Annotated in this window: 14 protein-coding genes; 13 read left to right on the top strand and 1 reads right to left on the bottom strand. The window is 53.6% G+C overall.

The window, feature by feature from the left end; genetic code table 11:
* A partial coding sequence (locus AUK29_03550) for a selenocysteine-specific translation elongation factor (protein OIP64947.1) occupies positions 1 to 855 on the bottom strand: 855 nt, incomplete at its 3' end.
* 561 nt (positions 856 to 1,416) lie between these two features.
* Between AUK29_03550 and AUK29_03545 the strand changes: the two genes are divergently transcribed.
* The 13 genes from AUK29_03545 (at position 1,417) to AUK29_03485 (ending at position 19,043) form a co-directional block, all read left to right on the top strand.
* On the top strand, positions 1,417 to 2,736 hold the full coding sequence (locus tag AUK29_03545) for a hypothetical protein (protein OIP64946.1): 1,320 nt from the start codon (positions 1,417 to 1,419) through the stop codon (positions 2,734 to 2,736).
* Positions 2,737 to 3,012: 276 nt separating this feature from the next.
* On the top strand, positions 3,013 to 3,348 hold the full coding sequence (locus AUK29_03540) for a two-component system response regulator (GenBank protein OIP64949.1): 336 nt from the start codon (positions 3,013 to 3,015) through the stop codon (positions 3,346 to 3,348).
* An 80-nt stretch (positions 3,349 to 3,428) separates the two neighbouring features.
* Positions 3,429 to 5,483: a hypothetical protein gene (locus AUK29_03535; protein OIP64945.1), complete on the top strand. Its 2,055-nt coding sequence runs from the start codon at positions 3,429 to 3,431 to the stop codon at positions 5,481 to 5,483.
* Positions 5,483 to 6,463, top strand: a complete 981-nt coding sequence (locus AUK29_03530; protein ID OIP64944.1) for a hypothetical protein — start codon at positions 5,483 to 5,485, stop codon at positions 6,461 to 6,463. The genes AUK29_03535 and AUK29_03530 overlap by 1 nt, the downstream gene beginning before the upstream one ends.
* Positions 6,460 to 6,963, top strand: coding sequence for a hypothetical protein (locus AUK29_03525; protein ID OIP64943.1), 504 nt, complete (start codon positions 6,460 to 6,462; stop codon positions 6,961 to 6,963). The genes AUK29_03530 and AUK29_03525 overlap by 4 nt, the downstream gene beginning before the upstream one ends.
* Positions 6,964 to 7,064: 101 nt before the next feature.
* Positions 7,065 to 9,533 (top strand): hypothetical protein, encoded by a 2,469-nt coding sequence (locus AUK29_03520; protein OIP64942.1) that lies wholly within the window; start codon positions 7,065 to 7,067, stop codon positions 9,531 to 9,533.
* Positions 9,534 to 9,552: 19 nt separating this feature from the next.
* Positions 9,553 to 12,432 (top strand): hypothetical protein, encoded by a 2,880-nt coding sequence (locus AUK29_03515; GenBank protein OIP64941.1) that lies wholly within the window; start codon positions 9,553 to 9,555, stop codon positions 12,430 to 12,432.
* A 28-nt stretch (positions 12,433 to 12,460) separates the two neighbouring features.
* Positions 12,461 to 13,285, top strand: coding sequence for a hypothetical protein (locus tag AUK29_03510; protein OIP64940.1), 825 nt, complete (start codon positions 12,461 to 12,463; stop codon positions 13,283 to 13,285).
* Positions 13,286 to 13,346: 61 nt separating this feature from the next.
* Positions 13,347 to 15,350: a hypothetical protein gene (locus tag AUK29_03505; protein ID OIP64939.1), complete on the top strand. Its 2,004-nt coding sequence runs from the start codon at positions 13,347 to 13,349 to the stop codon at positions 15,348 to 15,350.
* Complete coding sequence (locus AUK29_03500) at positions 15,351 to 16,193, top strand: chemotaxis protein CheR (protein ID OIP64938.1); 843 nt, start codon at positions 15,351 to 15,353, stop codon at positions 16,191 to 16,193.
* Positions 16,194 to 16,549: 356 nt separating this feature from the next.
* On the top strand, positions 16,550 to 17,611 hold the full coding sequence (locus AUK29_03495) for a hypothetical protein (GenBank protein OIP64948.1): 1,062 nt from the start codon (positions 16,550 to 16,552) through the stop codon (positions 17,609 to 17,611).
* A gap of 147 nt (positions 17,612 to 17,758) precedes the next feature.
* A complete protein-coding gene (locus AUK29_03490) occupies positions 17,759 to 18,613 on the top strand; it encodes a diguanylate phosphodiesterase (protein OIP64937.1) in 855 nt (284 codons plus the stop codon).
* Between the two features lie 58 nt (positions 18,614 to 18,671).
* Positions 18,672 to 19,043 carry a two-component system response regulator gene (locus tag AUK29_03485; GenBank protein OIP64936.1) on the top strand — a complete coding sequence of 124 codons (372 nt, stop codon included), beginning with the start codon at positions 18,672 to 18,674 and terminating at the stop codon, positions 19,041 to 19,043.
* Positions 19,044 to 19,286: the final 243 nt, after the last annotated feature.

Here is a 19,286-nt window from a genome sequence, read left to right as displayed (position 1 = left end):
GTCTACCATAAAGGTCGGGCTCAGAAGGCCTGGCGCCGTCACGGTATCCCCCCGTTCGATCCGGTCTTTTTCGATCCCCTGAAGGTTCAGGGCCGTGCGCTGGCCGGCCAAGGCCTGGTTTACGGGTCTATCGTGGACCTCAATCCCCCGGACCTTGGCTGTCAGGCCTCTGGGGAGGATCTCCACGGTCTCGCCGTTTCTTACGCTTCCGGATACGAGCGTTCCGGTCACCACGGTTCCGAATCCTTTCATGGTAAAGACACGGTCAACGGGAAGACGGAAAACCCCGGCGCTCCCCCTCGGTTCCACACCCTCACAAATCCGGCTGAGCCCCTCTATGAGTTCGGGTATCCCCTGCCCGGTCTTTGAGGAGACGGGATAGATCCCCCCGCCTTGCAAAAAGGTATCTTGAGTCAGCGCCTCCACATCCTGGGTGACCAGCTGCAGCCAGTCCCCGTCTACCAGATCGGTTTTGGTAATCACGGTCAGCCCCCTCCGGATGTTGAGGAGGCGGCAGATGTCAAAGTGTTCCCGTGTCTGAGGCATGATCCCTTCATCCGCTGCAATGATCAGCATGACAAGATCGACCCCCCCGACGCCGGCAAGCATCTGGTTGACAAACCGTTCGTGGCCCGGCACGTCAACGATCCCGACTTGAACCCCACCCGGAAGCTCCAACTCGGCAAAACCGAGCACGATCGTGATCCCCCTCTTTTTCTCTTCTTCAAGACGGTCGGTGTCCACACCGGTCAATGCCTTGACCAGAGCCGTCTTTCCATGATCCACATGCCCGGCGGTACCGAGGATAAGGTACTTCATGCTTTGGTTCTTCTCCCATATGATGTTTTCACTCACTCTTTGAGATAGACCCCTGTCTGTTTCTCCCTATATATCACTCCCCGGATAAAATGACAAAAAAAATATGCACGAGAGCCTTCCATTCCAGGGAAGAACTCGAAATTAACTGTCAATAAATGATTAAGAAATTATTGACTTTACTTCCAGGGCATAAAATGATATAAATATTCTATAATACAAGGTATTACAGCCGATTCAAATCGTTTGAATTTAGAGGAAAACGGGTTTAATCCAGCGGGAACTCCCCGCCTGTAAAGGCGGGGAGTTCCCGCTGGATTAAAAGTATCGATTCATGATAGAAAAAGTTCCATACCATCCCTGGGGGAAACAAGGAAATATCCACAATTGATGGACTCGTAAAAAGTCCACAAGTGGGACGGCACAGTAAAAAGCTCCGGATGCAAGGCGCGCGAATTCTGAGGAATGAGGCGTACTTAGAAGTACGCTGCAATGACGAAGAATGAAGCGCAACGCCGCAGACGGACTTTTTACGAAGCCGTCAAAATTCCCGGTCATCCCGAGCCAACCTGATGCCCGGCTGAAATGGACTGGCCATAGATGAGTCTTGTCGGAAATTTAGCAGATTTGCCCCTTACAGATATTTTTCAGATTGTCAGCCTGAGCAAGAGGACTGGCGTTTTAAATATCGCTACATCAGAGGATAAGGCTTCAATCACCTTTTTGAACGGAAATGTCATCAAGGCCTCCTCAACCCGGAACAAGATGACGCTTGGATCCGTGCTCAAGGCCAAGGGACTGATGACCGATAAGGATGAGAGAATGGTCATAGAAGCCCAAAGAACAACGAGGGCGCCTTTCGGCTCGATTTTGGTTCATAAGCATATCATCTCCCGGGAGCAGATGGAGGCGAACCTCAGGGGATATATACAGACCATCATCCTTGAGCTTCTGGGCTGGGAGGAAGGGCACTTTCAGTTCGAGCTCCTCTCCGCTCCGAGTGAGGTCCTGCCGCCCAACGGGGCTGAACTGATCCTGGAGCAGGGGATCGAAACCCAGCATCTGATCATAGAAGGATTACGGCTCCTGGATGAAGAGAAGCACCGCAAACAGCAAAAGGATCAGAAGATGAAGGCCATTGGATTTTCTTCCCTGATGGAGAAGACTCCGGTCTCACTCGTGGAGGCCGGTCCCGCAGCTCCGCCCCAGGACAACACCGGCCATCCCGATGGGCTCTGGGAATCGATCCAGGACGAGATCGGGATGGACAAGGCCGAGGTTTCGGGGGCGGGGGCCGCGGCCGGGAAGAAAGAGCAGGAAGAATTGAGTTTTTTAGAACAGTTGATGTCTGAAGTGGGCGAAGACCTGGAACCGGAACGGGCGGATGGGGAAACATCGGACGGGTTGTCGTCTCTGAAATCCATGGTGGAGGAGCTTAAAGGCGAAAGCAGCCTTTCAGAGGTTTTGCTCCTGATCCTGCGGTATGCCGGCGAATTCCTCAACCGCGCCGCTCTCTTTGTGGTCCGGGAAAGGGAAATCCGAGGGTTCGGACAGTTCGGGCTCCCTGGGGAGGACAACGCGGCCAATGACCGGATCCGCAATGTCCTGATCCCGAGCGAGAGCGATTCCTTTCTCGCATCGGCCATCCGAGCCCGTTACAAGGTTCAAGGATCTCTGAACGAGAACAAGTCATGGGACCGGTATCTTAGCGGGAATTTAGGCGGGGAGGCGCCGGAAGAGTCCGTGGTTCTCCCTCTGGTCAGCAATAACCGGGTGATCGCCCTGCTTTATGGAGATAACGGCCTTCACGGGAGCCCGATCGGGGATATCGGGGCGCTGGAGATTTTTATCATCCAGGCGGGTTTTGTACTGGACCGGTCTCTGCTGGAGAGCAGGCTCCAGGATATGCAAGGACATTAAAATGATCGTTCTATTCTGCATTCGCCTTTACGGCCGCAAGAGAGCATGGACACTATTAGTGGCCCTATTCGTAAATACAGTGGCATTCGAGTGTCGTAGAACTGTCTCCTCGGCGTTCCGCTCCTTGCGGTGTACCACAGAGGGTACGCCTCAGTCGCGCGCCTTGATGAGACCGCCCTACGACACTCTCTGTACGTCACCATATTTACGAACAGGACCACTGAGGAGGGGAATCCTGTGAAACGATCCATCCTGATTGTAGAAGATTCCGCGACCATGCGGTCCATCATTGCATCCACTCTGGAAGATCTGGGGGACTATGAGATCACGGAGGCCTCAAGCGGTTTTGAGGCGCTGAAGATTTTACCGGGACGATCCTTCGATCTGATCATCACCGACATCAACATGCCGGATATCAACGGCCTCGAGCTGGTCAACTTCGTGAAGAAACACCCGACCTATAAGGATACCCCCTTGATCATTGTCACCACCGAAAAGGCCGAAGAGGACAGAAAGAAGGGGATGTCCCTGGGAGCGGACGACTACATCACCAAACCCTTCTCCCCTGACGCATTACAGAATTCAGTGAAGAAACTGCTGAAGGAGGAATAGGGCTTATACAGGATGGTATCCTGTTTGATATTCCGAAAAACCGGAGACGGTCTGAATGATCTGGAAACGCAGGAGAAGAGATGACTGAAAAGGGACAGGAAAAAGCCGTGACTGAATTTCTTGCCGAGAGTGAGGATATTCTCGAAAGCATCGGGAACAATCTTGTCAAACTCGAAGAAGGCATGAAAAAGTCCAACGTCAACCCCGAAGTCGTGAACAGTATATTCCGGGGCGCGCATTCCCTGAAAGGGTTGTCCGGCATGCTGGGTTTCAGCAAGGTATCCGAACTCAGCCACAACCTGGAGAACCTCCTTGACAGCCTGAGGCTGGGCAAGCTGGAACTGAGCAGCCGTGTCCTGGACGGGCTCTTCTCCAGCCTTGAGGCCCTCAACAACCTGATCACCCGGATCGGAAGCGAAGGCAACGACCAGATGGATATCACTCAGGCCTTATCCACGATCGACAAGATCCTTCACGGAGACCATGAAGAGGAATCCGGCAAGAAAGCGGGCCTGGACGATATCAATCTCTCGTCAGCCATCCTGGAGGTTTTGACCGAGTACGAAGAACACCGCCTGATGGAAAATGTCCGCAAGGGGTCTCGTCTCTTTGAGATCAAGGCCAACTTCGATCTGACCACGTTTGATCAGGACCTGCAGCGGCTCACCAAAGATCTCTCCGAGCAGGGGGAGATCATCACCACGCTTCCCTCAACGGGCACGAGCCCGGAGGCGGGCATCCAGTTCAACATCATCCTGGGCGCCCTATGCGGTGAGAAAGAGATCAAGGAGATCGTCACCAACGAAAACACGACCATAAACGAGATCCAGTATCTCAAGGAAGGCGACATCAAGGATCTCAAGGCCGAACCGGCGCCTCAGATGGAGAAGGCCTCGGAACAGGACAGTTTCATCAACGACATCCGTGGACTCACGAAGACCGTGCGGGTGGATATCAACAAATTGGACAACCTCATGAACCTCGTCGGGGAACTGATTCTCAGCAAGAATATGCTGCAAAGGATTCTGAAGGAGATGAGGCAGCGCCAAGGCTTATCCACTCTGACCGGCGACCTTCAGAAGGCCGTCGATTCACTCGAAAGGAGACTCGCTGAACTGCAGGAGGGGGTCCTGGAGGTCCGCATGATCCCTATCGGCCAGATCTTCAACCGCCTGGCCAGGATGATCCGTAAGCTTTCCAAATCTTCGGACAAGAAGATCAACTTCAAGACATCCGGAGAGGATACGGAACTCGACAAACTGGTCATCGAGGATATCGCCGATCCCCTGATGCATATCATCCGGAACGCCATCGACCACGGCATTGAATCCCCGGACGTGCGAAAACGCCTTAAGAAACCCGCCGAGGGGATGATCAGGCTGACAGCCTATCAGAAGGGAAACCACGTCGTCGTCGAGGTTGAGGACGACGGCGCCGGGATCGACCCGGAGAAGATTTTAAAGAAAGCCGTGGAAAGAGGGCTGGTCCAGGAAGGCGAAACCCCCGGCGAGGAAGAGATTCTGAAGTATATCTTCCTGCCGGGTTTCAGCACGGCTGAAAAGGTGAGCGAGATCTCAGGACGCGGGGTCGGCATGGACGTTGTCAAAAAGAACATCACCAAGCTGGGCGGGATGGTGGATATCCAAACCCAAGTCGGCAAAGGGGCGCTTTTTACCATCACCCTGCCGATCACCCTGGCGATCATTCCGGCCCTGATCATTCGATGCTCGGACCAGATATTTGCCATCCCCCTGAATGCCGTTTCTGAAAACCTGATTGTAGCGAAGAACTCGATTCAGACCGTGGAGAAAAGAGAGGTCATCAAGCTCAGGGACCGGACGCTGTCGCTGCTGCGCCTCCAGGAAATCTTCGGGTTGAGTCCGTTGAATCCGGAAAGCAATCACTCCAATAAAAATAAGACGAAGATCGTGGTGGCGGGCCTTGCAGAAAAGAAGATCGGCATCATCGTCGACGACTTCATCGACAAACATGAAATCGTCATCAAGCCGATCGGCAAAACGCTGAAGAAAATACCCGGGATCGCCGGCGCGACGGAACTCGGCGACAAAAGGGCCGTCCTGGTCCTGGACGTCGGATCTCTCATTGAGGAATCCACTCAAGGGGGGAAATTCTGATGACCGGAGAAAAACAGACCGCATCCATTCTGATTGTGGATGACTCGGAAACCATCCGTACGAAAATCAAGAAGGTCCTCAGTTCCGAAAAAGGCCTCTTCGATTTCATCTATGAAGCCGAGAACGGAATCGACGGCTACAAGAAACTCCTGGAACACAAGATCGATCTGATCCTCTGTGACGTGGTCATGCCGCAGATCGACGGTTTCAAGCTGCTGCTGATGATCAAGGGCCATCCGGAATTGAAGGGCATTCCGATCATTATGCTGACCGCGGAAGAAGAGCAGGAGAAGAAAAACCTCGGCCTGCAACAAGGGGCGAGTGATTACCTGACCAAGCCTTTCGATGACTTTGAGCTTCTTGCGAGGGTGCGCCTCCACCTGAAGCTCAAGCTCCTTCAGGACGAGCTCCTGGAGGCGAACAAGCGCCTGACCACTTTATCCATCACCGATGCCTTAACCCAGATCTATAATCGAAGGCACCTGATGAAGATGATGTTGAATGAAATCAGCCGCGCCAAGCGCTATCGGACGGAACTCTCCTTCCTGCTGATGGACATTGACAACTTCAAGGCGCTGAATGACACCTACGGCCATCAGGCAGGCGACCAGATCCTGATGGACATCTGCATCCGGATCGGCAAAACCATCCGGAGCACGGACATGCTGGCCCGGTACGGCGGTGAGGAGTTCGCCGTGCTTCTCCCCCAGGTCTCGCTGACCGGCGCCGAGAACGTGGCCGAGAAGATCCGCAAGGAAGTGGCGGGGAAACCCTTTCAGATCAACGAAGACAAGATCAACGTCACACTGAGCTGCGGCATATCCTGTTTTCTGGAAAACAAGACCGATACCATTGATACGGTCATCATGGAAGCCGACCGGGCCCTTTACGAGTCCAAGAAGAGCGGCAAGAACAGAGTGACCGTGTCGAAAGACTGCATGGAATCCATCACGGTCCATGAGGATGAGGCTGAAAAATGACGGATCAAACCCCAAAAGAGCAGGAAGCGGCGCCTGCCGCCGGAATGGAAGAGACTGCTGCAGAATCCGTTCATGACCGGATGACGGAAGTCATGGGCTTCAAGCTCGGCGAGGAGGAATACGCCATTGATATCATGAGAATCAAGGAGATCACTCCTTTCTTCGAGCTGACTCCTATTCCGAGGGCGCCTTCGTATATCCTGGGCATCCTCTCGCTGAGGGGGAACATCGTTCCGATCTTCGATATCAAGAAAAAGATGGGCCTCCCGCTGACGGAAATCACGGGAAAGACCCGGATTATCGTATTGAAGAATGACGATGAGCAGGTCGGCGTTCTGGTGGATGCGATCACCAGCGCGGCGCAGATCCCTGAGAAATCCATTGAGCCTCCGCCTCCCATGATCAAGGGTTTGGAGGCGGAATATATCACCGGCATAGGGCAATACAGGGGCCGGATGATGATCATCATGAACATTGATGAGATCATCAAGATGGAGTAGGAACAAGGGGTCCTGTTCATCAACAGAGCCGCTAAGGATTCCATCAATCTGGTCTTGGCCGTCCGAAGGAGGACAAGACCCATTTTATCTCGAAGGACAGCATGAATAAAAAAATGATTTCCATGAAAATACGTCACAAGATTCTGATCTTGAACCTTTCTCTGGTTTTCATCCCCCTCATATTGGCAGGGACCCTGGCCTTCAGGGTCGGCGTCTCCACCCTGAGCCAGGTGACCGGCCGGAGCCTTCAGAAGGACGCAGCGTACGTCATCGATTCCATGGACAGGGACCTCTATGAACGCTCCACGGACCTTCGCTCATGGGCCGGTCCGGCCGTGATGCAGGACGTCCTGAGGGGGGACCCGGACGGGAGGATCGCCTCGTCCCTTTCGGAGATCTCCGAAAAGCATGCCGGGCTCTACCGGGAGCTTTTCTGCGTGAACGCCAAGGGAGTGGTCATCGCTTCAGCAAACAAGTACCGGACCGGGATGGATGTCTCAAAAGAGGCCTGGTTCCAAAAGGGAGTTATGGAGGGGGTCCCTTATATAGGCCCTGTCCATGCCCAGGGCAACGCCCAGGAAAACCTGATCGGCATCGTCCAGCCGATCCATAACGCCTCGGACCGATCCTCGGTTATCGGGGTCCTTGTCTCAACGTTCGGCTGGGAGAGCTTCTCCGGCGCAGTTAGACTCATGAACGAGGGGAAAGAAGGAGAATTGAGAGACGGCTGTCTGACTGTCGTTGATGATAAGGGCGGCGTTCTCTTCCAGTTCGTCTCAGCCGAAGGCGCCGTCCGGAAATTCTTTCCGTCTGACGACCCCTTTCTTCAAAAGGTCATGGCCGGCGGAGCGGGGTTCCTGGTGGAATCCGGCAGGGACGGGAAGACGTATCTCTCCGGATTTGCGCACGCCTCCGGCTACAAGGACGGGAAGGGGCCGGACTGGTCCGTCATCCTCTCCATCCCCCGCGCCACGGCCTTTGCGCCGGTCTACCATCTGGGCAGACAACTCAGTCTGGTGGGCGTTTTCTGTCTGATTCTGATTCCGGCCATCGCCATCCTTTTCTCCAAGGGGATCACCCGTCCGATCACTCACATGGTGGATATCCTCAAGGATATTGCAGGTGGAGAAGGGGACCTCACGAGACATATCGAAGTCCAATCTAATGACGAAATCAAGGAACTTGCCGACTGGATGAATACTTTCATCATCAACATACAGGGGATCGTCCGGGAGATCAAAGAGACCATGAAGAGCGTCTCCGAATCGTCCCGGATGATCTCCCGGAATACGGAAAAATTGAATGCCGGAACCGAGGAGCAGGGGGGATCCCTACAGGAGATCTCCGTCTCCATAACCGCCATGGACCAGATGAACCGGCAGGTCGCCGACAATGCAAAAAATCTGGCGTCACATACGGAGGAGGCCTCATCCTCCATCATAGAGATGAGCGCCTCCATCGACGAGGTCGCGGAAAACGCCAAGCATGCCTCCAGTGCCGTGGAAGAAACCTCCTCTTCGATTTCCGAGATGGTCGGCTCCATCAACGAGATTTCAAACAACATCGTTTCCGTTTCTTCCAACGCGGACCAGACGGCTTCATTCACCGAGGAGATTGATCGTTCCATTCAGGAAGTCGAGAAAAACGCGAAGAACTCCCTGAAGATTTCCGAACAAAGCGTCTCCAAGGCGGAGGGGGGGATGACCGCCGTGACCCAGACCCAGGAGGGAATGGTCAAAATCAAAGAGACCTTTGAAGAGTCCGCCAGGGTGATCAAGCGGCTCGGGGAAAAATCCGTGCAGATCGGCAAGATCCTCAAGGTCATCGACGAGGTGGCCGACCAGACCAATCTTCTGGCCCTGAACGCGGCCATCATCGCGGCGCAGGCCGGAGAACACGGCAAAGGCTTCGCGGTTGTGGCCGATGAAATCAAGGCCCTCGCAGAACGGTCCGCAGCCTCCACCAAGGATATTTCAGCAGTCATCCGAAGCGTCCAAAAAGAGGCTGAGGAGGCTGTCCAGTCCATGGAGGTCAGTTCCGGGAGCATCACCCGTGGAATGAACCTCTCTCTGCAGGCCAAGGAGGCGCTCCTCCAGATGATGGAGAGCGTGGACCATTCCAGGACCATGGTCAATGAGATCGCCCATGCGGCCATCGAGCAGAGCAAGGGGAGCCAGATGGTGAAGAAGGCGGTGGAGAAGATCACCGAATCTCTGCGCCAGATCAACAAAGGAACCCAGGAACAGAAAGTCGGATCCAAACAGATTATTGAAAACACCGAGCGGATCCGTGAAATGATCAATCATGTCAGCCGGGCCATGCAGGAACAGGCCAAGGGAAGCGGCCAGATCGCCAAGGCCATTGAAGAGACCAACTATAAAACTCAGGAGATCTCGAAATTCACCGTGTCTCAGACGGAAAAGACCCAGGAGGTTCTGTCCAACAGCAAAACCATCGAGCAGATCGCTGAACGGAATGCCCAGCAGGTTCAGGAGATGACCCAAGCGATCAGCGACATGGCTGAAAAGGTTGAGCGTCTGCAAAGTGAAATTGACACATTCAAGGTATAAATCAGGAGGGCACCCTTCCATGCCGAAGATGAATGAACGATTGAAAGCATCCGCTCCATTCTTGATCCTCTGCGCTCTCATTTTGTGGCTCGGCTATCAGCAGACGCAGTCATCGAGGGTGATGGAGAAACGCATTCAAACCGTGGAGCAGTATGAAACCCTTGCATCCCAATTCTCTTCCCTTGATAAAACATGGAAAGGCTTGGGCGAGAGGCTTGGCGGCGCCCCGAACCCGTCGTTGATCTCGGACCTGAGAAAAACCCTTCACCAGGCCGCTGCTCTGATTGAAGAATCCCGCAGCAAGGATTTTCTGAACGGCCTCGGCGAGTCCGCTTGGAACAGGTGGAAAGACCGTATTTCGGAAACGGACACGTTCCTTGAGCAGGACATCTCCAAAATCCATTTCGATCAACTCACCGCCGCCTATCAAGGGTTTCTGAATGAAGTCGGGAATATGGAAACAGCGTCCTCGAAGGCTCAGGAGGCGGCCTTATCAGCGCTTATGGCATACCGGCCTCTCTCTCCTATCCTGATTTTCTTCATGACGGCGGCGGCCCTTCTGCTGGTCATCCTGCTGGAGAATTTCTTCGCGGGTGAGATACGGAGGCGCCTCCTGACCCTTCGGGATAACCTGATCCTCCTGAACCAGAACCGCTTCGACCTCGGGAGCACGATTTCCTTGAATGTCAGGGGTTGGATCGGTTCGATCTATCCCTTCCCCAAGATTGCCTATCTCTTCAACTGTTTTCTTGAAAAACACAAGGAAGTCCTCAACAAGATCGAGGCCTCCGCCGACAACTGCGAGAATGCCACCCGCCTGATCCGCAACTGCCACATGGAGATCTATGAAGGGACGCGGGTCCAGGCCAATGCCACGGACGAGACATCCTCCTCGGCCTTCGAGATGAACGCCACCCTGAATGAAATCGGATCCAATGTGCAAAGCCTCACGCGGTCCGCCGAGGAGTCGTCGAGTTCCATCCAGGGGATGGACAGCTCCGTCAATCAGATCTCGGGACAGGTTCAGGAACTTCTGAGCCTGGTGGATAACTCATCATCCTCTATCAACGAGATGGTCGTGTCCATCGGACAGATCCAGGAAAATCTGAACTCACTGAGCACTTCGGTGGATACGTCGACTTCGTCGGTCTCCGAGATCAATGCATCCATCAAGGAAGTGGAACAAATGGCCAAGGAATCGGCGGCCCTATCTCAGAAGAACACCACGGAAACCTCCGAGAAGGGAATTATGGCCGTACAGAAAACGATCGAGGGGATGAGCCGCATCCGGAGCACGGTCGAGGACACGGACCGGATGATCCAATCCCTGAATCAACGGTCCGAAGAGATCGGAGATATCCTGAATGTGATCGACGAGGTGGCCGACCAGACCAATCTTCTGGCATTGAACGCATCCATCATTGCGGCGCAGGCCGGCGAATATGGAAAGGGGTTCTCTGTGGTGGCCGATGAGATCAAGGCCCTGGCCGAAAGGACCGCTTCCTCCATTGAACAGATCGAGAAAGTCATCTCGAGCGTTCAGGAAGAAACCAAGGGCGTTTCCGAGGCCATGCGCCAGAGCGTCAAGCAGGTCAAGGAGGGGGTTTCCCTGTCCGAAGAGACAAAACGGGCCCTGGAGCTGATCCTGGATCAATCCAGGAAGGCAAGCGACATGTCATGTAAGATCGAGAACGCCGCCATCGAGCAGGTGAAATCCGTCGCCTACGTGGACTCCGAGGTTCAGAACATCAACCATATGGTGCACCAGATTACGGCCGCAGTCCATGAACAAAGCAAGGGCGGAGGAATCATCCGGGAGATGGTGGAGAAGCTCAGGGAATTCACTCATGAACTCAGAAAATCCCTGAACGAGGAAACCAAAGGAAGCAAGATCATCAGTGCGGAGATCGAGAACTTCTTCAACAAGATCCAGGAGATCAACAAGGCTATCCAGGAGCACAGGAAAGGGAGCGAACAGATCGGCCGGGCCATTGAAAGGATACGGATTATTACGGAAGAAAACATGAACCTGACCGACGACTTGAATACGGCGATCGGCTCTCTTGCCATTCATAACGAGGAACTGCAGAAAGAGGTGCACAATTTTCATTTCATCTCCGAGGAAAAGCCGATCGTCCTGGGAGTCGTCCCCCTGGAGTCTGAAGTCAAGATGCAGATCAAGTTCACCCCGCTGGCGCGGCGCCTGCAGAAGGAACTGGGAAAGAAGGTCCAGATCCTCGTAGCCAAGGATTTCGAAAGCGCCATCCGGGACCTGGGTACCGGAAAAACAGACATCGCCTATATGACGCCATCCACCTATTTGGAAGCCAAAAAACTCTACGGAAGCCGGGTCATCCTCAAGGCCGTACGGAACCACAGTCCGTTCTACCGTTCCGTGATTGCCGTCAGGGAGGTCTCTCATATCCGGTCGGTTTCTGAAATCAAAGGGAAGAAATTCGGGTTCGGCGACAAAAAATCCACGTCCAGCTATCTCGTGCCGAAGGCCATGCTGCTCAAAGAAAATATTCCCCTTTCGGAATTGAGGGAATACACATTTCTCGGCCGCCATGATGCAGTGGCCTGGGCGATTGTCAACGGGGACGTAGATGCCGGCGGTCTGCTGGAGCCCATGGCCAACAAGTTCGTCTCCAAAGGTCTGAAGATACTGAAAGTCTCCGACGACATCCCGGAGTTCAATTTCTGCGTCAGGCAGGACCTTGATCCGGAAACAGCGGAGGCGCTTACCCAGGCCCTGCTCCATCTGGACGAGGAGAAGACCGAGGATCGGAATATTATTAAAGCCGTCGAATACGAGTATAACTGCTTTATCCCTGCCGAGGACAAAGACTATGCGGGCATCGAAGAGATGATGGCCCTTTCGGAGAGAGAAACGGCCTGACCGTCCGGCTTTTGACATGGAGTTTTTCATGATTATACAATGTGAGCAATGCGGGGCCCGCTACAAGATCGATCCGTCCAAGTTCACCAAACGGGAGATCCGTCTGCGCTGCTCCCGCTGCAAGCATGTCTTTACCATTGCATCGGAAAGGCCGAGGATCCTGGTCGGGAAGGAAGACGCGGACTTCTGCTCATCCATCAGGGATCTCTTTGAGATGGAACCTTTTGATCTCATCTTTGCGAAAGACGGTGAAGAGGCGCTTGAAAAGATCCGCCGGCTTCATCCCTCCCTGGTCATCCTGGATGTGGCGCTGCCGAAGATATTCGGTTTTGAGCTGGCGGAGATCCTGAAGTCGGACCCCCTGACGCAGGACATCCGCATCATCCTTTTAACGGCCGTCTACGACAAGGCCCGCTACAAGAGATTACCCGAATCCCTGTACGGCGCCGACGACTACATCGAAGCCCATCATATCCAGGATAAACTTCTCTACAAGGTGCGAAACCTTCTGCCCGGCCGGTTCCGAGAGGAGGCGGCCAGGGTGGAACCCGTCCGGAAGTCAGGGGTTGAAGAACGGACATTCGAGGAGACCTTGCCTGAAGAGGTCAGGAACAAGAGCAAGCGGCTGGCCAGGATCATCATCTCCGATATCGCACTTTACAACCAGAAGAAGGTGGAAGAGGGGATCAGAAACGGCGATCTTGAAAAGAGACTGGCCCCGGAACTGCAGGAGGGCGCGGAGATGATGAAGCAGCGGTTTACGGAGTTCCAGCCGGATTACTGCAGAAGGCTGCTTCAGAATGAAATTGAAGCCCTGATGAATAAAAACAGGACCGTGCATGGGATTTCGTAATTTGACCAGTTTGAACCCTTTGAACGGCTTGAGCGATTTATCTCTACTATGGAGGAAACCCGTGTCTGATCAATTAGAAGCGCTTTTAAAAGAGATCGAATCAGGGGATCCGGAGGTCCGGAGGGGAGCGGCGGAGAAAATGGGCCGGCTTCAGGACAGGCGTGTCATTATTCCTCTGACCCGGCTGCTGGGGGACGGGAACTGGAGGATCAGAAAGGCGTCCATCCAGTCCCTGTTACAGATGCCCGATATCGAGGAGGTGATCTCGAATCTGATCCTCGCCCTGCGCTCCGAGGACAATGCCGGGATGAGAAACTCGGCCGCGGAGGCCTTGATCCGTATCGGATCTGCGGCAGTTCCTTCTCTTTGCCATGCGGTGAAGGACCCGGATCACGATATCCGGAAGTTTGCCATCGATATTTTGGGGGATATCCGGGATCCCAGAAGCGTGGAGCCCATCATCGAGGCCCTCAAGGACACCAGCGAGAACGTCCGTGCGTCCGCCGCGGAAAACCTCGGCAAGATCGGAGACGCGAAGGCTCTGGACCCGCTCCTCGATGTCCTCTCCGGAGACGATTTCCTGCTCAAGTTCTCCGCCATCGAGGCCATAGGGAAACTGGGGGATGACCGGGCCGTCTCCCGCCTCTTGGCCTTCATCCCTGACCGGGCGCTCAGAAAACCGGTCGTGGAGGCGTTAGGGAGGCTCGGCAATCCGGAGGCGCTCCCCGCCATCGTCCCGTTTATTCAGGACAAAAAACGGATCGTGCGTAATGCGGCCGTGGTCGGGGTGGCCGAGATCATGAAACGCTCTCCCGAAGGGACGGAAACGCTTCAAAAATTCAGGGAATCCGTAGGCGGTGAAGGCGTGGACGGCCTCATCGAGGCGATACAGGAGGATGATCCTTCCATACGGTTGGCGGCAATCCGGATGATCGGGCTTCTCGGGGATCCCAAGTGCGTCCATTATCTGATCGATATCCTGGGTGATCTCGATTTCCACGAGGTCACGATCGAGGCCCTTCAGCATATCGGGGCCTCGGCTGAACAGGAACTGATTCAGGCGCTGGACCACCCGGACGAATTAATCAGAAAAGGGGCGGCGCATGTCATCGGCCGGATCGGAAACGTCAAGACCGTGCGCAGACTGATCCCCATGCTCAAGGACAAGAACGGTCACGTCAGGCAGTCGGCTGCCATGGCGCTCGGGATGTTGAAGGATCCGATCACTGTAGAACAGATCATTCCCCTGCTCAACGATCCTTATCCCGACGTCCAGAATGCGGCCGTCATGGCCTTGCATGAAATCGGAGATCGGTCATGCATCCCGAGGCTGATCTCACTCCTTTCGGACCCGAGCGTCCTATACCGCAAGAACGCCGCCATCCTGCTCGGCGATCTGTGCGTTAAGGAGGCTGTGGATCCTCTGGTCTTTGCCCTGAAGGACGAAGACCCCGATGTGAGAAAAGCGGCGGCTACGGCCCTCGGCCGAATCGGGGGCGGCCGGGCTCAGGAAGGGATGATCCATGCCCTTTCCGACGAAGAGCCGGACGTCCGTCTTTCAGCAGCCATGGCCCTGGGTCATTTCCAAACCGACGAGGCCGTCCGGGTCCTGACCTCGATCCTTCAGGACGAAAACATCTGGATCCGGTGTGCCGCCGTGAAGGGACTCGGGAAGATCGGAAACGACAAGGCCCTGGACGCCCTGATCCCCATGCTAAAAGAAAATATTCCTCCGGTAGAGATCGCGATCATCGAGGTTTTAGCCGGGAAAAAGGACCGGCGTGTATTCCCGGTCCTGCTCAAGAAACTGGAACACACGGACAAGGAAATCCGAAGGGCGGCCATCCTGGCCCTCGGAAAGAACGGGAACCCTGCCGCTTTCGAATCCCTGCTTTACCTGCTCGATTCCTCCGACTGGAGTGAACGGAACGCAACGGTGGAGGCCATGGGCCTTCTGGGAGATCCTCGGGCCTTGCTCTATCTTAAAGATATCATCAAGAACGATCCGGATCCGCTGATACGGAAGACCGCCGAGATCGCCGTGCAGAAGCTGACGAGGAATTAGATGTTCGATCAGACCTATTCCATGAGCGACTCCACCTATCGGTTGATGAGAGAGCTCATTTACAAGTTTTGCGGCCTTACATTCGACGACAACTCAAAATACTTTTTTGAGAAGCGCCTGTCCAACCGTGTCTCCATGCACCAGCTCAGGGATTTCCAGGATTATTACTATTTCCTCATGTACGATAAGAACCGATCCGATGAACTCAGCTCCATCATAGATATCCTGACGATCAATGAGACCTACTTCTTCAGAGAGGAACAACAGCTCAAGGCGTTCTCTGAAGAGATCCTCCAGGAACTCAAGGAGAAGAAGATGAAGCAGGGGGACCGGTCTCTCAGGATCTGGAGCGCAGGATGTTCAACCGGCGAGGAGCCCCATACCATCGCCATGCTCATTCTCGAATCTCAACTCTTCAGCGGATGGGACGTCGAAATCTTCGCAAGCGACATCAGCCACCGCGTCCTGCAGGTTGCGAGGAAAGGAGAATACGGCAAGTCTTCTTTCAGGACCACCAAGGAAGAATACATCAGGAGATACTTTATGGATGCCAATGATAAAAAGAGGATCATCGACCCGGTAAGAAAACTGGTCAATTTCGGATACCTGAACCTTTTCGACAGCACCAAGATATTTCTGCTCGGGAAGATGGATGTCATCTTCTGCAGGAACGTCATCATCTATTTCGATCAGGAAGCCAAAAAGAACGTCATATCGCATTTTGAGAGACAACTGAACGGAGGAGGCTACCTCCTCGTCGGTCATTCGGAATCCCTGATCAACCTGTCCACGGCGTTCCGTCTCAAACACCTGAAAAACGACATGGTGTACCAGAAGCCGTGAGTGGGTGAAAAAATCAGGGGTCAAGGGTTCAAGGATTCCAGGGGTCAAGTGAAGTGCTAAAAAAATAAGGGGCCGGGGGTTCTAGGGTTTAAGGGTTTTTCTCTGGAGATTTTGCTTGTGTTTCAGTATTTCACTTGAATCCTTGACCCCTGGACCCCTGGGACCCCAAGATACTTCAGTGTAGCAGCCGTCGCAGACGGTCCCGGCCCGTCAAGAATAGATTCAAGGAGATGCCGGGATCTAACGACAAAAATGGAGAAAAGCGGTACACGCGAAGCGTAACCTTTTTCACCCGATAGATGGGAGAAGAACCGGATATTAGAAGGAAAGACCAAGAGATGCCGGAGAAAATGTCCTTGAAACATATTCGGGCCCTGGTGGTGGATGATTCCGCTTATTCGATGCGCCTCATCTCGAACGCCCTGAACTCTTTGCCGGATTCAGAGGTGGTGGGCACCGCCTACAATGGGCAGGAAGCCATTACCATGGCTATCCGTCTTAAGCCGAATTTTATTACACTCGATCTTGAGATGCCGGAGATGGACGGGTTCACGTTCCTTCGCTGGCTCATGCACAACCAGCCCACGCCCGTCATGATCATCAGCTCTGCAGGCGCCGAGGAGAATATTCTGAAGGCCCTGGATCTCGGCGCTGTTGACTTTATTGTAAAACCGACCCGGAAGATCAGCCCGGAGCTCTCCTTCATCCAGGAGACGCTCATCGAGAAACTTACGGCGCTTCGAAGCCTTAAGATAGACAAAATCACGGACCGGCTGGATTCCCGCCGGGTTCAACGGGTGAAGGAGGCGCCGGTTCTTGCTTCGGCTTCAAAATCTCAAATCGACCTGGTGGCGATCGGCGCATCCACGGGCGGCCCTCCCGCCCTGCAGACGATTCTGACGCGGCTGCCGGCAAACTTTCCTTCAGCCGTTGCCGTGGTCCAGCACATGCCTCCAAGCTTTACCCACTTCTTTGCCGAGCGCCTGCACGAATCGTGCGCACTGGACGTCAAAGAAGCCGAAGAGGGGGATGAAGTCCGCCCGGGCCTTGTTCTGATCGCGCCGGGCGGGATGAACATGACCCTCAAAAAGTATAACGGCATCGTCCGCGTCACCCTCGGCCCGCAGAGAGAACAGGATAAGTTCGTCCCCTCGGTCAATGCCATGATGGAATCCTCCTCCGCCATTTATGGAAGCCGGACATTGGGGGTCCTTCTGACCGGTATGGGGGATGACGGGAAACTCGGCATGAAGGCCATCAAGCAAATGAACGGGGAAACCATAGCCGAGTCCGAGGAGACGGCCATCGTCTTCGGGATGCCGGCTGAAGCGATCAAAGAAGGGGTCGTTGACCATATTCTCGGCCTGGGAGACATCACGGACAAGATTTTATCCATCTGCAGCGGGGACAACCTATAACTGTTTAATTTTCTTGATTATTATGGACTTTTGGGATAGCATAGACCTATACGATCCTATAACACAATCGCATCCGATACAGGTTCCCCTTCTCCCGGTTCAAAGGGGGCATGGAGATAAAGACCCAATGCAAGGAGTTATGATTTTATGACGGAGAAAAAAATCCCAGGAGAATGGCCCCGGCATAAGGGAGAAGAGTTTCTTCAGGTCTTTTATAAAGGAGCCGAATTCACCAAAGAGCTGATGGATGAGAATGAGAAGCTCCGTTACAGAATCATGCAGATGCAAGAACAAATCCAGACCGGCGGCGAGGATGCAAATCTGCATGACCGCCTGGCGAAAATGGAACAGGAGATCAAAGCCCTTGCAGATGACAAGGAGCGCCTGCTGAAAAGACACGAAGAGGTCGAAAAAGAGAACAAGGATTTCGCGGACCGGTATATCGTGGTGCAGGAAGAAAACAACAACCTGGCCAATCTCTATATCGCAAGCCATCAGCTTCATTCAACCCTGGACTATAAAGAAGTGCTCCGGATCGTCCTGGAGATCGTCATCAACCTGGTCGGCGCCGAGACCTTCTGTCTCATGCTTCTGGACGAGAAACACAACGAGATGGCTACCGTGGCCGCGGAGGGGATCGAGGTCCATCAGGTCAAGAACATCAAGATCGGTCAAGGGATCATCGGTGAAGTGGCCAAGAACGGCGAAAGTTATTTTTCAGAAAGCATGATCAAGCGCGGGGAAATTGATCTGGAAAAACCGGTTGCCTGCGTGCCGTTGAAAATCAAAGAGAGCGTCATCGGCCTGCTGGTCATTTACAGTCTCCTGGTTCAGAAGGAGCAGTTCAAGAACATCGACTACGAACTCTTCAATCTTCTGGCGAGCCATGCGGCCACCGCCATTTACAGCGCAAAACTTTATTCGCAATCGGAACGCAAACTTTCGACGATTCAGGGTTTTCTGGACCTTCTGACCGAAACACCTGAGCGGAAACCTGAGTAGACCTGTCTGCCGCGACAGGCAGGGATGAGGACCCCTTTATCATGAAGGAGCAGAGGGCATGGCAAAGCACAACATTCTGATCGTTGAGGACTCGCCCACCATGAGGCAGCTGATCATCTTCTCCCTCAAAAGGCTCTCTGATTGCAGCCTGGTGGAGGCAACGGACGGCGTCGACGGATGGAAGAAACTCTCCGGTCAGAACTTCGATCTGATCCTGACCGATATCAACATGCCGGTTATGGACGGGCTGAAGCTCGTCAGTTTAATACGAAACGACGAAAAGAAGCGGAGCATCCCGATCATCATCATCACCACCGAAGGCGCTGAAGAAGACAAGAAAAGAGGTCTCGCCCTGGGCGCAAACGATTATATCGCCAAACCGATCCAGTCCCATACCCTTCTGGAAGTGGTCAAGAAGTACATCCACTGATGCTTTATCCTTTATTTTCATACATGTCAATTTACTCAGATATGGAAAAGTTTTTCCTTTTTTGAGAAAAACTTTTCTCTTATTCTCAAATTATAATATTTTTATATTCTTGCCAACCTACAGAATAATTTAGGAAAATTCTTTTAAACACAAGATGTTAGTTAATTTAACCCCCAAAAACTTTAAAAACTTTTTTTATGGCATATATTTTGCGTACTTTATTCTATATGCTCAAAAAAATGT

The sequence above is a fragment of the Nitrospirae bacterium CG2_30_53_67 genome (assembly GCA_001873285.1).
Lineage (GTDB): Bacteria > CG2-30-53-67 > CG2-30-53-67 > CG2-30-53-67 > CG2-30-53-67 > CG2-30-53-67.
This window is presented reverse-complemented; position numbering and strand designations above follow the sequence as displayed.

Coding starts and splice junctions, on each gene's coding strand:
- AUK29_03545 (OIP64946.1), top strand. CDS start 1,417: ATGAGTCTTGTCGGAAATTTAGCAGATTTGCCCCTTACAGATATTTTT.
- AUK29_03525 (OIP64943.1), top strand. CDS start 6,460: ATGACGGATCAAACCCCAAAAGAGCAGGAAGCGGCGCCTGCCGCCGGA.
- AUK29_03530 (OIP64944.1), top strand. CDS start 5,483: ATGACCGGAGAAAAACAGACCGCATCCATTCTGATTGTGGATGACTCG.
- AUK29_03485 (OIP64936.1), top strand. CDS start 18,672: ATGGCAAAGCACAACATTCTGATCGTTGAGGACTCGCCCACCATGAGG.
- AUK29_03540 (OIP64949.1), top strand. CDS start 3,013: ATGCGGTCCATCATTGCATCCACTCTGGAAGATCTGGGGGACTATGAG.
- AUK29_03520 (OIP64942.1), top strand. CDS start 7,065: ATGAATAAAAAAATGATTTCCATGAAAATACGTCACAAGATTCTGATC.
- AUK29_03510 (OIP64940.1), top strand. CDS start 12,461: ATGATTATACAATGTGAGCAATGCGGGGCCCGCTACAAGATCGATCCG.
- AUK29_03490 (OIP64937.1), top strand. CDS start 17,759: ATGACGGAGAAAAAAATCCCAGGAGAATGGCCCCGGCATAAGGGAGAA.
- AUK29_03515 (OIP64941.1), top strand. CDS start 9,553: ATGCCGAAGATGAATGAACGATTGAAAGCATCCGCTCCATTCTTGATC.
- AUK29_03535 (OIP64945.1), top strand. CDS start 3,429: ATGACTGAAAAGGGACAGGAAAAAGCCGTGACTGAATTTCTTGCCGAG.
- AUK29_03500 (OIP64938.1), top strand. CDS start 15,351: ATGTTCGATCAGACCTATTCCATGAGCGACTCCACCTATCGGTTGATG.